Origin of the sequence: Actinomadura hibisca NBRC 15177 (assembly GCF_001552635.1) — a bacterium.
Taxonomy (GTDB): domain Bacteria; phylum Actinomycetota; class Actinomycetes; order Streptosporangiales; family Streptosporangiaceae; genus Spirillospora; species Spirillospora hibisca.
Map to the genome: position 1 here is coordinate 1 of NZ_BCRO01000150.1, position 11975 is coordinate 11975.

Annotated in this window: 15 protein-coding genes; 8 read left to right on the plus strand and 7 right to left on the minus strand. The window is 68.9% G+C overall.

What is annotated here, in order from left to right:
- Positions 1-106: 106 nt before the first annotated feature.
- Entirely contained in the window at positions 107-514 is a 408-nt protein-coding gene (locus tag AH6_RS41630) for an ATP-binding protein (protein ID WP_169807986.1), read from the minus strand.
- Between the two features lie 23 nt (positions 515-537).
- Positions 538-753 carry a hypothetical protein gene (locus AH6_RS41635; protein WP_157432049.1) on the minus strand — a complete coding sequence of 72 codons (216 nt, stop codon included), beginning with the start codon at positions 751-753 and terminating at the stop codon, positions 538-540.
- 363 nt (positions 754-1116) lie between these two features.
- Between AH6_RS41635 and AH6_RS41640 the strand changes: the two genes are divergently transcribed.
- The 3 genes from AH6_RS41640 to AH6_RS41645 all read left to right on the plus strand — a co-directional run bounded on the left by AH6_RS41640 (position 1117) and on the right by AH6_RS41645 (position 2465).
- A complete protein-coding gene (locus AH6_RS41640) occupies positions 1117-1953 on the plus strand; it encodes a helix-turn-helix domain-containing protein (protein WP_218006048.1) in 837 nt (278 codons plus the stop codon).
- A gap of 9 nt (positions 1954-1962) precedes the next feature.
- A complete protein-coding gene (locus tag AH6_RS43250) occupies positions 1963-2184 on the plus strand; it encodes a DUF397 domain-containing protein (RefSeq protein WP_083983969.1) in 222 nt (73 codons plus the stop codon).
- A 68-nt stretch (positions 2185-2252) separates the two neighbouring features.
- The gene (locus AH6_RS41645; RefSeq protein WP_067491966.1) at positions 2253-2465 is read left to right on the plus strand and encodes a DUF397 domain-containing protein; all 213 of its coding nucleotides are present in this window, start codon (positions 2253-2255) and stop codon (positions 2463-2465) included.
- Here AH6_RS41645 and AH6_RS41650 read toward each other — a convergent pair.
- Positions 2462-3142, minus strand: coding sequence for a L,D-transpeptidase family protein (locus AH6_RS41650; protein WP_083983970.1), 681 nt, complete (start codon positions 3140-3142; stop codon positions 2462-2464). The genes AH6_RS41645 and AH6_RS41650 overlap by 4 nt on opposite strands.
- Before the next feature lie 164 nt (positions 3143-3306).
- Here AH6_RS41650 and AH6_RS41655 point away from each other — a divergent pair, with 164 nt between their 5' ends.
- Entirely contained in the window at positions 3307-4668 is a 1362-nt protein-coding gene (locus AH6_RS41655; protein WP_067491950.1) for a cytochrome P450, read from the plus strand.
- The gene (locus AH6_RS41660; RefSeq protein ID WP_067491952.1) at positions 4665-5468 is read left to right on the plus strand and encodes an SDR family oxidoreductase; all 804 of its coding nucleotides are present in this window, start codon (positions 4665-4667) and stop codon (positions 5466-5468) included. The genes AH6_RS41655 and AH6_RS41660 overlap by 4 nt, the downstream gene beginning before the upstream one ends.
- On the opposite strand, the gene AH6_RS41665 is transcribed toward AH6_RS41660, so the two are convergent.
- Positions 5465-6301, minus strand: coding sequence for an oxygenase MpaB family protein (locus tag AH6_RS41665; RefSeq protein WP_067491954.1), 837 nt, complete (start codon positions 6299-6301; stop codon positions 5465-5467). The genes AH6_RS41660 and AH6_RS41665 overlap by 4 nt on opposite strands.
- 95 nt (positions 6302-6396) lie before the next feature.
- On the opposite strand from AH6_RS41665, the gene AH6_RS41670 reads away from it, so the two are divergent.
- Together AH6_RS41670 and AH6_RS41675 are read left to right on the plus strand one after the other, a co-directional pair.
- Entirely contained in the window at positions 6397-7014 is a 618-nt protein-coding gene (locus AH6_RS41670) for a TetR/AcrR family transcriptional regulator (RefSeq protein WP_067491956.1), read from the plus strand.
- Between the two features lie 61 nt (positions 7015-7075).
- A complete protein-coding gene (locus tag AH6_RS41675) occupies positions 7076-8554 on the plus strand; it encodes a carboxylesterase/lipase family protein (RefSeq protein ID WP_067491958.1) in 1479 nt (492 codons plus the stop codon).
- On the opposite strand, the gene lhgD is transcribed toward AH6_RS41675, so the two are convergent.
- The 3 genes from lhgD to hisN form a co-directional block, all read right to left on the minus strand.
- Complete coding sequence (gene lhgD, locus AH6_RS41680; protein ID WP_067491960.1) at positions 8551-9729, minus strand: L-2-hydroxyglutarate dehydrogenase; 1179 nt, start codon at positions 9727-9729, stop codon at positions 8551-8553. The two genes, AH6_RS41675 and lhgD, sit on opposite strands and share 4 nt — an antisense overlap.
- An 84-nt stretch (positions 9730-9813) precedes the next feature.
- On the minus strand, positions 9814-10005 hold the full coding sequence (locus AH6_RS41685; protein WP_067491962.1) for a tail-anchor membrane protein: 192 nt from the start codon (positions 10003-10005) through the stop codon (positions 9814-9816).
- A gap of 108 nt (positions 10006-10113) precedes the next feature.
- Positions 10114-10917 carry a histidinol-phosphatase gene (gene hisN, locus AH6_RS41690; protein WP_067491968.1) on the minus strand — a complete coding sequence of 268 codons (804 nt, stop codon included), beginning with the start codon at positions 10915-10917 and terminating at the stop codon, positions 10114-10116.
- Between the two features lie 174 nt (positions 10918-11091).
- On the opposite strand from hisN, the gene AH6_RS41695 reads away from it, so the two are divergent.
- The gene (locus tag AH6_RS41695; protein WP_067491964.1) at positions 11092-11931 is read left to right on the plus strand and encodes a hypothetical protein; all 840 of its coding nucleotides are present in this window, start codon (positions 11092-11094) and stop codon (positions 11929-11931) included.
- Positions 11932-11975 lie beyond the last annotated feature (44 nt).

Genomic DNA, 11975 nt, shown 5'->3' on the forward strand with positions numbered 1-11975 from the left:
CCCCCGTGGCTGGGATTGGTGTGGTGGTGCAGCGTGCGGGCTGAGGTTGTTGGTCGGGTGGGGCGCGGGCTGAGGCTGTTGAGGGTGTGCGCCAGCCCGTTTCGCGTCACTTCGCTACTTCGAACCAGACCGTCACCGGCCTCTGCGGTTCAGGTCCTATTTCTACGCCCCAGTCGTTCGACAGGGCTTCGACTATCAGCAGGCCGCGTCCGCTGCCTGCTTCCAGGTGCACCGGCCCCACTCTGGGGAGCGTTGTCGCGTGGCCGTCGTCGCGTACGGTCACCCGCAGTCGCCCGGCTGATGCCTGGACCAGCACGGCGATGGAGCCGTTCGCCTGTCCGGACGCCGTGTAGCGCACGGCATTGGTCAGTACCTCCGACGCCATGGTCTCCATGTCATCGACCAGTGGCGAGCTGTTTCCCAGGCACGCTGCCGCGCAGTCACGCACGAACGTCCGCGCCTCGCGTACGTCTGGTCCGCCCTCCAGCGCGCTGAAGACGATCCGCGCCCACATCGCAGCGTGCTTTCCGTAGCACCTCATGACAGCGTCTCCTGAATCTCTGCTGCCACGGCCATGGAGTCCGTGACCAGCGCCATGCGGTCCCTGCCCCACTGGAACCACCACACGTCACCGACGCCCAGGCACATCACCGCCAGCGGCTTGCCCAGTGGACGCGGCACCAGCAACACCGCTTCGCCAGAGCCCGGGGTGTAGAGGGAAGAGCTGAGTTCCAGGAGGCGCAGATCAGCCACCAGCCCCATCAACGCACTCAGGCGCTGGCCCGTGTGGTGCAGGTCTCCGCCTTCCCGCCACCGCACTCGCCGGCCTTCCGGGACAGGGCGTGGGCTTGCAGAACTTGACGACTCGTTCACGAGACCGCCACCAGGCCGATGTGATCGTGAGGGGCACATGCTCCTGTTGTCATGTTGACCGCCTGTCGGATGAGTTACGCCGAGGTCACAACACGTCGATATGCGAGCATGCACCGTCGGTGACAGTGTCATGCTGATGCGTGACAACAGTGCGTTGGGGATCTCATTTTTGGCAAGTCCCCAGTGACAAGTTCCCGAAAGATGCGGAAAGGTGGTTATGTGCCTAATCATCCCAGTCCAACAGTGCGTGCACGGCGTCTGAGCATCGAGCTGCGCAAGTTGCGTGAGACTCACGGGCTGACGATCGACCAGGTGGTCGAGCGGTCCGGCGGAGACTTCGGAACGTCCGCCATCTCTCGGTGGGAAAAGGGGGAGCGCCGGATCCGCCCCACGGATCTTCGCGTCCTGCTCGACATCTACGGAGTGGACGAAGCCAAGCGCGAGGTGCTGCTCACCCTTGCCCGTGAGGCGAGGCAACGCGGTTGGTGGCACACCTACGGGACCGCGATCCCGCCATGGTTCCAGTTCTTCCTGGGGCTGGAAAGCGGGGCCAAGCAGGTGCGCACGTACGAGTCAGAGCTCGTTCCAGGACTGCTGCAGACTGCGGACTATTACCGGGCGTTCCTGAGCGCTGCGCCCGCCGTGGCGGATGAACAGGAGATCGCTCGGAAGATCGAGGTGCGCGAGCAGCGTCAAGCGCGTCTGACGGGCAGCGATCCCCTGGAGTTGTGGGCGATCCTGAACGAAGCGACCATCATGCGAGAGGTCGGTGGTGTCGACGGGATGCGCGCACAGCTCCACCACATCGCACAGATGGCGGATCTGCCCAACGTGACCGTGCAGGTGCTCCCCTTCCGGGCCGGAGCGCACCCTGCAATGGACGGGTCGTTCTCTCTGCTGGAGTTTCCCGAACCCACCGACCCGTCGGTGGCGTACCAGGAGAACCAGGCGGGAAGTCTCTACATCGAGCAAGAGCCTCAAGTGCGGCGGTATACGGTCATGTACCAGCGCTTGGTAGCTAAGGCGCTGGATCCTGACGATTCGCGAGACAGGATCGTCGAAGTAGCGGACCACCTATGAGGCAGGGCGATGGAACGTAGTAGGCACCTGGTCATCACCGTCGACGCCAACGGTGTCGCGTGGCGGAAGTACAGCAATGACGGTGGCCAGTGTGTGGAGGCCGCTCATCTCGCGGGTTGTGTTGGAGTGCGGGACAGTACGGCGCCTGCTGCTGGTCACCTCGTGTTCCCTGTGGATGTGTGGGACGCGTTCTCGAACGCCGTCAAAAGCGGGCGGTACGACTTCTCTTAGCTTGATGGCTTCCTCGTCGAGTAGACGCAGAGGTCCTCTTGGTCTGGAGGATAAGAGGGATGAGGCATATGAAGGACACGCCGACTGCGTCCCGCGTTGTGTGGCGCAAGAGCACCCGGAGCAACGGAGCCGGTGGCAACTGTGTGGAGGTCGCCGATCTGATGACGAGTGTGGGAGTGCGGGACAGCAAGGCACCCGGTGCTGGTCACCTCACGTTCTCTGCGGATGCGTGGAGTGCCTTCGCCGTCGCCGTCAAGAGTGGGCGGTACGACCGCCTCTAGCGGCGTACGTAGACGCGGTCGCCGTTGCGCACCAGTCTCGGCAGCAGGTCCGCCGTGTGCATCGGGATCCGCACGCAGCCGTGGGACGCCGGGTGGCGCGGCACGCTCAGGGAGCCGTGCATCGCGTAGCCGTTGTGGAAGTACAGCGGCTTGTACATGTAGCCCAGCGCCGACTTCCGCCAGCCCTTCACTCGCCGTGTGACGCGGAAGTCTCCTACGGGCGTGCGCGCCATGCCGCAGCGGCCGTTGTCGCAGTAGCGGCGGCCCGAGCCTGTGGAGATGTGCGTGATCAGCGCCGGGCGGCCCTTGCGGTAGACCACCAGCAGTTGGCGGCTCAGATCTATCTCTACGCGGTTGCGGGCGCCGTGGGGCTTGAGCGCTTTGGGGATGCGTGGCTTGGCCAGGGCCTTGCGGACGCGGGCGTTCACTACGCCGGTGGGGCGCATCCCGTTGACTTTCTGGAACGCCCACACGGCCGCTCTTGTTGTTTCGCCGTAGTGGCCGTTGGCCGAGCCCGGGTCGTATTTCAGTGCGCGCAGCCGTTTTTGCAGGTCACGCACCTGGGGGCCGTCAGCTCCCGGGCGTACTGGGGCCGGGGCCGTCTGGACGGTCGGGGTCGCCGGGACGGCCTGGAGCGTCGGGGCGGCGAGGGCGGCGGCTAGCGCTATGCCGAGCATGGGCGCAGGCTAGGTGGGTGCGTTCTGGGAGCGGGTGTGCAGCGCGCCTGGGTGGTGCAACTTTTACTTCATGACCGGGTGGTCGTGCTTGGCTCTGGACTTCTCGGTGGCCGGTGCGTTACAACAAAGCTACACAAAACGCTCTTTTGTCCTCCGGAGGGTTCATGGCTGCTCGCGTCCTCGCCCCGCCGCCGGAGGGGAGTGGCCTCAAGGCTGTGGTGGGGGAGCCTGGGGTTCCGCTGGTCGGCAACACCTTGCAGGTCATGCGGAATCCCTTCCGGGTCGCGCGTCAGCGTTACGAGCAGTTCGGGCCCGTTACCTGGGGATGGCTGCTTGGGCAGCGGACGGTTACCGTGCAGGGGCCCGAGGCTGCTGAGGCTGTGCTCGTTAATCGGGACAAGGCGTTCGCCAACGGGCCTGCCTGGAGCTACTTCATCGGGCCCTTCTTTCGGCGCGGCATCATGCTCCTGGATTTTGAAGAGCATCTGCATCATCGGCGCATCATGCAGCAGGCGTTCACTCGGGCCCGGCTCAGCGCTTACATGGACATGATGGCGCCCAGCATCGGCAAGGGGCTCGATGCTTGGGAGCCCGGTCGCGATTTCCGGGTGTATGACCACCTCAAGCAGCTCACCCTGGATCTCGCCACCGATGTCTTCATGGGCATCTCGCTGGAGCGGGGCGAGGCTGATCGCATTAATGGGGCGTTCGTCGATGCGGTGCGTGCTGGCACTGCTTACGTCCGTTTCCCGGTGCCTGGGTTGCGGTGGCATAAGGGGGTGCAGGCCCGGGGTGTGTTGGAGGCGTTCTTTCGGGAGCATCTTCCCGCCAAGCGGCGTGACGGTGGTGACGATCTGTTTGCCGCCTTGTGTCAGGCCGAGACGGATGACGGGCATCGGTTCACCGATGATGATGTCGTCAATCACATGATCTTCGCGTTGATGGCGGCGCATGACACCACCACCATCACGCTCACCACCATGGCTTACTACCTGGCCCGCTTCCCGGAGTGGCAGGAGCGGTTGCGGGATGAGTCGCTCGCCCTTGGTAAGCCGGTGCTGGAATTTGCGGATTTGGATGCTCTGACCGGCATCGACATGGTGATGAAGGAGGCGACTCGGCTGGTCGCTCCTGTTCCCGCGTTGCCGCGTCGTGTCATCAAGGACACCTCGATCCTTGGTTACCACGTTCCTGCGGGTGTGACCGTGGTCGTGCCGCCGCTCACCAACCATCACATGCCTGAGTGGTGGCCGGATCCTGAGCGGTTCGATCCTGAGCGGTTCTCTCCCGAGCGCCGTGAAGACAAGGTTCATAAGTACGCCTGGCATCCGTTCGGCGGGGGTGCCCACAAGTGCATTGGCTTGCACTTCGCCGGGATGCAGGTCAAGAGCATTCTGCATCAGCTTCTGTTGCGTTACCGGTGGAGCGTCCCCGGGCGCTACGCCTGGCCGCTCGACACCACCTCGCTGCCCTCGCCCAAGGACGGGCTGCCCGTCCGTCTCGACCGTCTGGAGAGCCGATCATGAGCAAGGTCATCGTCGTCACCGGGGCCGCGCGCGGCATCGGGCTGGCCACCGCCCGTGCGTTGCGGGACAAGGGGGCGACTGTTGTCATCGGTGATATTGATGCGGTTGCGGTGAAGGAGGCGGGGGACCTGTTGGGGGTCACTGCTCTGACCGTGGATGTCACTGATCGGGGTTCGTTCGCTGCTTTTCTGGATGAGGCTGAGGCGGCGCACGGGGCGATTTATGCGCTGGTCAATAACGCGGGCATCATGCCCATCGGGCCTGTCACCGGTGAGAGTGACGCCGACGCGCGTCGTTGCATGGATATCAACGTTCATGGCGTCATGCTTGGCACCAAGCTTGCTATCGAGCGGATGCGACCGCGTGGCAAGGGGCATGTCATCAATATTGCTTCGGTCGCGGGGCTCCTGCCGACGCCTGGTCTTGCGCTCTACAACGCCAGTAAGGCGGCCGTGGTCGCCTACACCGAGGCCGTTCGGCTGGAGATGTTGGGGAGTGGCGTATACGTCAGTGCGGTTCTGCCGTCGTTCACCAACACCGAGCTGATCGCTGGCACGCGCAGTCCCAAGGGGCAGAAGAACTGCGAGCCCGAGGAGATTGCGGCTGCCGTCGTCGGGCTCATCGGCAAGCCGCGTTCGCAGGCCGTCGTGCCGCATCAGGTCGGTTTCCAGACCAAGCTCGGTGCGCTCTTTCCCGATCGGATGCGCGAGTTCATTATGCGGCGCTACGAGTTGGACCAGGTCTTCCTGGATTTCGACCACCAGGCGCGCAAGGTCTACGACGACCGCATTCGCGGCTAGCGGAACGCCTTGCGCGCTTGTGGTAGGTAGCGGACCGGCTCTGGCAGTAGCGGCCAGAGCCGGTTCAGCTTGCGTACGCCTGCCGCGAAGCGTTGGTAGCGGCGTTCGTCTGCGATGCTCCAAGGGAGTTGTAGTAGTTCGCGCTGGCGCGGTGGCATTCCGCCTACGGTGATGAAGCGTGCGACGGCGTTCAGTGGTGGTGACACTCGCCGCCATAGCGCGGCGGGCACCTTCGGCGGTGCGGGCAGGCCCTTCGTCACGTAGCCGACGCCGTAGCGGGCCGTCTTGTGCGCGACGATCACCTCTTCCAGCATGTGTTTCCAGTACGCCTGGAAGCCCTCCCAGTCCTCCGGCATCGCCCGGTCGCTGACCCCGTACATCCGGAACCAGGTCTTCGACTCCTCGTAGATCCGCCGCTTTTCTGTGTTGGTCAGGGGGCGCACGAACGTCTCGATCCCGTACAACATGTGGTCCAGGAAGGTGGCGTGCGCCCAGTAGTAGGTCTCCGGATCGAGCGCGTGGTACCGCGAGCCGTCCGGCATCACGCCTTTGATGTCGCGGTGGTAGTCGCGGACCTGGCGGCCGGTGGCGGCTGCGTTCTGGCCGCCGTAGATGGTGTCGAGAATCGGTCCGGCGGAGCGTTGGAGCCTGGCGAAGGTCTCCGAGAAGAACACCGAGTGGTCCAGCACCCCCTGCCCGAGCGCGGGGAGCATGTTCTGCAGGACGGCGGCGCGCGGGCCGACCAGCAGCAGCCGCGTGTCGCCGAAGTAGCGCCAGGTCAGCGAGGTCGGGCCGAGCGGGGTGGGCGCGGGGTCGCGGGGCTGGTCCGTCATGGGCACCGCCGGAGTCGGGAACAAAACTACGAAGATTGTAGCTTTGTTGTTTCGGGTGATACCAGACGGTGCGGGACGGCGGTTAGGGTTCGACCATGACCATGGACGCGACGCCGCTGGCGGGGCTGCTGGCGGCGGCGCCCGCCACCGACGACCTGGACACCCGCATCCTCGACGCCGCCCTGGCGGAGTTCGAGACCTACGGGCTGCGCCGCGTCAGCGTCGAGGACGTCGCCAAGCGGGCCGGGGTCGCGCGCACCACCATCTACCGCCGCTTCACCAACAAGGAGCAGCTCCTCCAGGCCGTCATCCTGCGCGAGGTCCGCGGCTTCCTGACCGCCATCGCCGACGCCACCGCCGACCTGCCCACCCCCGAGGACGCGATCGTCGAAGGGTTCGTGGCCGGGCTCCGGCAGGCGCGCACCCACCCGCTGATGACGCGGGTGCTCCAGAGCGAGCCGGAGGCGTTCCTCCCGCAGCTCACCATGAACGGCGGCGCGGTCATGGTCGCCGCCCGCGACATCATCGCCGCGAGCCTGCGCCGCAACCGGCCCGAGGACGCCGCCGACGCCGCCACCGTCGCCGAGGTCCTGCTGCGCGTGGCGGTGTCGCTGCTGCTCGTGCCGGGTGCGGGGCTGACGCTGGAGGGCGAGGACGCCATGCGCGCCTTCGCCCGCGACTACCTGACGCGGATGCTCCAGCCCCCTCGATAAGGCCCGGGACCGTCCCGTACCCTCTGGTTTGTCGAACTTTGTTCTAGAAACGGAGGCGCGCATGGAGGCGGCTGTCGTCCAGACGGCGTACGGCAAGGTCAGGGGCCGGATCGAGCGTGGCGTCGCCGCCTACCTGGGCATCCCCTACGCCGCCCCGCCCTTCGGGGAGAACCGTTTCCAGCCGCCGCGCCCGCCGCAGTCCTGGGACGGTGTCCGCGACGTCGCCGAGTTCGGGCCGACGGTGCCCAAGCCGCCCTATCCCCCCGCGATGGCCGCGCTGCTGCCCGACCCCGACCGGCCCGGCGAGGACTGCCTCAACCTGAACGTCTGGACGCCCGACCCCGCTGCGTCCGGCTTCCCGGTCATGGTGTGGATCCACGGCGGCGCGTTCCGCAACGGCTCCGGCTCGGTGGACATCTACAACGGCGCGTCCTTCGCCCGCGACGGCGTCGTCTACGTGTCCATCAACTACCGGCTCGGCGTCGAGGGCTTCGCGCACCTGCCCGGCGCGCCCGACAACCGTGGTCTGCTCGACCAGATCGCCGCGCTGGAGTGGGTGCGCGACAACATCGCCGCGTTCGGTGGCGATCCTGACAACGTCACCATCTTCGGCGAGTCCGCGGGCGGGATGAGCGTCACCACTTTGTTGTCGCTCGGCCTGGCCGAGGAGCGCGGCCTGTTCCGCCGGGTGATCGCGCAGAGCGGCGCGGGCCTCGTTCACCAGACCCGCGAGGACGCGCTGAAGGTCACGGGCGAGCTGGCCGCCCGGCTCGGCGTCGAGCCGACCGCCGAGGGCTTCGCCGCGCTCGACCCCGAGACGATCATCCCGGTGCAGGCCGCGGTGGCCGCCGAGGTCGCCGCGCTGCCCGACCCCGGCCGCTGGGGCGTCACCACCGCCAACTGCGGCATGTCCAACGTGCCCGTCCTGGACGGCGACCTGCTCAAGCGTGTGCCCCAGGACGCCATCGCCGACGGCGCGGGCGCGGGCGCGGAGCTGCTCATCGGCTACACCGCCGAGGAGTTCCGGCTGTTCCTGATGCCGACCGGCCTCGCCAAGGTCCTCACCCACGACCTCATCGGCGCGGTCACCACCGGCATGGGCGTCCCGGCCGCCGCCGTCACCGGCTACCGCGACCGGCACCCCGACCTGTCGGCCGGGGAGCTGCTCGCCGTCCTGATCACCGACCACATGTTCCGCGTCCCGGCCAACCGCGCCGCCGCCGCGCACCGGGGCCGCACCTGGATGTACGAGTTCGCGTGGCGCTCGCCCGTCCACGATCTGGGCGCCTGCCATGCCCTGGAGCTGGGCTTCGCCTTCGACAACCTGGACTCGCGCGACGCCTCCGGCATGGCGGGCCCCAACCCGCCGCAACACCTGGCCGACGCCATGCACGGCGCGTGGGTCGCCTTCGCCAAGACCGGCGACCCCGGCTGGCCGGAGTTCGACGCCGAGACCCGCGCCGTCCAGGTCTTCGACGGCGCGGACGACCGCGTCGAGCACGACCCGCGCGGCGACGACCGCAAGCTCTGGGACGCCTAGAGCCGGTCCACCACGTACTCGGCGATCGCCAGCGAGGACGTCGCCGCAGGCGACGGCGCGTTCCGCACGGTGACCACCGGGCCCAGGCGGCCGATCCGGAAGTCGTCCACCAGCGACCCGTCCGGGTCGACCGCCTGCGCCCGCACCCCGGCGGGCGCGGGCGCCAGGTCGTGCGTGGCCAGCTCCGGCACGAACGACCGCGCCCGCGCCGCGAACGCCGCCTTCACCGCCGACCCGTAGACCTCGCTCACGCCCGTCCGCCAGTGCCGCCGCGCCATCCGCCGGAACCCGGGCAGCCGCACCGTCTCCCAGACGTCGCCCGCGCGCACGTCCGATCGCCGGTACCCCTCGCGCGCGAGCGCGAGCACCGCGTTGGGGCCGACGTCGACGCCGCCGTCCACCCGCCGCGTGAAGTGCACCCCCAGGAACGGGTAGCGCGGGTCGGGCACCGGATAGATCAGCCCCCGCACCAGATCGGCGCGCTCGGGCCGCAGCCGGTAGTACTCGCCGCGGAACGGGACGATCGCGGGCTCCGGCGCGTCCCCGGCCAGCCGCGCGACGCGGTCGGACTGCAACCCCGCGCACACCACCAGCCGGTCGAACACCAGCTCCTCGCCGGGCGCGACGACCACGACCCGCTCCCCGGCCCGCCGCAGCCGCGTCACCTCGAACCCGAGCCGGACCTCGCCCCCGGCCACCCGCACGTCGTCGGCGTAGGCGCGTGCGACCGCCGGGAAGTCCACGATCGCCGTCGTGGGCGAGTGCAGCGCCGCGACGCCCGCCGCGTGCGGCTCGATCTCGCGCAGCTCGCCGCCGCGCAGCCGCCGCAGCCCCGGCACCCCGTTGGCGGTCGCGCGCCGCTCGATCTCCAACAGGGGTTCCAGTTCGGCGATGCTGCGGGCCACCACGACCTTGCCGCACTCCAGGTAGGGCAGCCCCCGGTCCTGGCAGTACTCCTTGAGCAGGCCGATGCCGCGCCTGCACAACGTCGCCTTCAACGAGCCGGGCGCGTAGTAGAGGCCCGCGTGCGCGACGCCGCTGTTGTGGCCGGTCTGGTGCGCGGCGATCCGGTCCTCCTTGTCGAGGACCGTCACCCGCGCGTCCGGCCGCACCTGCGTGAGCCGCCGCGCCACCGCGAGGCCCAGGATTCCGGCACCGATGACGCCGATCCGCATTTCGGTCACGCCCGAACCCTAGCCGCCGTGCCGTGGCGTGATCCGGCCGGGCGGGACGCCGTTGGCCCGCCCGCCGGTGGCCTACTAGCTGCCCAGGCGCTTGCGGCCCTGCGCGCGCACCCGCCTGCGCTGCGACGGGTCGAGCATCAGGTAGCCGACCACCGGCACGGCGATCGCGCCCAGCACGACCAGCGCGGCGATCCACCAGCCGAAGATGGCCCCGAGCACCAGCCCGACGACCACCCCGCCGATCGCGATCTTGGTCTGAGGAGTCATGCCTACCTCCGTTGCAGCCGCCCAACCCGTCAACGACCGGCGCCCGGCCGTCGTTCCATCCACGATATGTCGCGAGTCGGGGAATCGGCCAGGCGGGGCGGCGGCGGATCAGATCCGCAGGGAGAGCTGGCCGCCGCCCAGCGTGCGCAGCACCTCGGCGTGCAGCCGGCCGTTGGTGCACACCACGCTGCCGCCGTCCGGGCCCGGCACGCCCGACAGGTCGGTAAACATGCCGCCCGCCTCCTCCACGATCACCTGGAGCGCGGCCAGGTCCCACAACGAGCCGTCGGGCTCGGCGGAGATGTCCACCGCGCCCTCGGCGACCATCATGTGCGACCAGAAGTCGCCGAACGCGCGGGTGCGCCACACCGAGCGGGTCAGGTCCATGAAGCGGTCCAGGCGCTGCTGCTCGGCCCAGCCGTCCAGGCCGGAGTAGGACAACGAGGCGTCGTCCATCCGGTTGACCTGGGAGACCTGGATGCGCTGGGCGCGGTTGATGTTGCGGCCGGTCCACGCCCCGTCGCCGCGCGCGGCCCACCAGCGGCGGTGCAGGGCGGGCGCCGACACCACGCCGACCACGATCTCGTCGTTCTCCAGCAGGGCGATCAGGGTGGCCCACACCGGGACGCCGCGCACGAAGTTCTGCGTGCCGTCGATCGGGTCGATGATCCAGCAGCGCTGCCCGTAGCCGACGCGGCCGTACTCCTCGCCCAGCACCGCGTCGCGCGGCCGGGCCCGCTTGAGCGTGCCGCGGATCTGCTCCTCGACGCTGCGGTCGGCGTCGCTGACCGGCGTCAGGTCCGGCTTGGTCTCGATGTCCAGATCGAGGGCGCGGAAACGTTTGGTCGTGATGTCGTCGGCCCCGTCCGCGAGCACGTGCGCGAGACGCAGGTCATCGGAATAGCCCGCCACGGCGTGCACGCTACCGCGATCACCTGCCGGGCGACACGGGTCGGGGGCGGTGGACCGCTAAGGGCCGGTTCGCCCCGGGATTTCGGTCGGCACCGGCCGGGACCGGCCGGACCCGGCGGAGATCGCCGGTGCGTTGCGCCGGTCGTCGCGGGTCCCGGATGCGAACATGGGGGCATGGCGCACGACCTTCCCGGCTGGGTGGCCGAGCTCACCGACCCCCGCAGGGCGCAGACGCTCGACGAGCTGGCCGATCGGCTGGTCCCGCTCGCCGAGCACGCCATCGATGTCTCGCGTCGGTTGCAGACCCTGCTCAGCGAACTGAACGACCCCTTCAAACGAGAGGCCCTCTACCAGCGGGTGGAGCGGCTCAAGGTGCGCGCGAGGGAGGCGCTGGACGAGATCACCGCCGAGATCTCGGCGTCGGGCGCCGCCCGCATCGAGCGCATCTGGGCCTCCTGGATCGAGCGCGAACCCGGGCCCGAGCACCGCCGCGAGCTGCGGCGGCGCCTGGACGACGAGGTCGCGCCGGAACTCGGCCGCCGCCAGCAGCGGGTCGCCGAGCAGGTCGCCGAGCGCACCTCGGCGTCGCTGGAGCACGCGACCGCGACGTTGCTGACCCGGGTGGAGGAGCTGGCCAAGGCCGTCACCGACCTGATCCACGAGGTGCTGCCGCTGGCCCGCGAGGGCCTGACGCTCGCCAGCCGCATCTCGGCGTTGTCGCTGCGCGCGCGGCAGGCGGGCCGCGGCCCGATCCCGCCCGAGTTCGAGGAGGAGGGCACCGAGATCGCCCGGAACTTCGACGAGGCGGTGGCGCGCCTGGAGCTGGAGTGGGCGACGCTGGGCGCGCGGTCGGCGAGCGTGCGGGCGGCGCTGCGCGGCGCGGAGGAGGCGGCGTTCAGCCACGTCACCTACGAGATGACGCGGTGCGTGGAGGAGCTGGCTCCCGAGCACGTCAACGCGCTGAAAGAGGCCGAGGCGCGGGCGCACGACCTGTATGAGGACCTCGCGGGCTAGGGCCTGTCTCAAAGGCCTCAGCCGTCGCGCGAGTGCCTAACTGG

Bases quoted from the DNA above. Each gene is read 5' to 3' on its own strand.
- AH6_RS41655 (WP_067491950.1), top strand. From the start codon at position 3,307: ATGGCTGCTCGCGTCCTCGCCCCGCCGCCGGAGGGGAGTGGCCTCAAG.
- AH6_RS43250 (WP_083983969.1), top strand. From the start codon at position 1,963: ATGGAACGTAGTAGGCACCTGGTCATCACCGTCGACGCCAACGGTGTC.
- AH6_RS41660 (WP_067491952.1), top strand. From the start codon at position 4,665: ATGAGCAAGGTCATCGTCGTCACCGGGGCCGCGCGCGGCATCGGGCTG.
- AH6_RS41685 (WP_067491962.1), bottom strand. From the start codon at position 10,005: ATGACTCCTCAGACCAAGATCGCGATCGGCGGGGTGGTCGTCGGGCTG.
- AH6_RS41645 (WP_067491966.1), top strand. From the start codon at position 2,253: ATGAAGGACACGCCGACTGCGTCCCGCGTTGTGTGGCGCAAGAGCACC.
- AH6_RS41665 (WP_067491954.1), bottom strand. From the start codon at position 6,301: ATGACGGACCAGCCCCGCGACCCCGCGCCCACCCCGCTCGGCCCGACC.
- AH6_RS41650 (WP_083983970.1), bottom strand. From the start codon at position 3,142: ATGCTCGGCATAGCGCTAGCCGCCGCCCTCGCCGCCCCGACGCTCCAG.
- AH6_RS41670 (WP_067491956.1), top strand. From the start codon at position 6,397: ATGACCATGGACGCGACGCCGCTGGCGGGGCTGCTGGCGGCGGCGCCC.
- AH6_RS41675 (WP_067491958.1), top strand. From the start codon at position 7,076: ATGGAGGCGGCTGTCGTCCAGACGGCGTACGGCAAGGTCAGGGGCCGG.
- AH6_RS41630 (WP_169807986.1), bottom strand. From the start codon at position 514: ATGTGGGCGCGGATCGTCTTCAGCGCGCTGGAGGGCGGACCAGACGTA.
- lhgD (WP_067491960.1), bottom strand. From the start codon at position 9,729: ATGCGGATCGGCGTCATCGGTGCCGGAATCCTGGGCCTCGCGGTGGCG.
- AH6_RS41695 (WP_067491964.1), top strand. From the start codon at position 11,092: ATGGCGCACGACCTTCCCGGCTGGGTGGCCGAGCTCACCGACCCCCGC.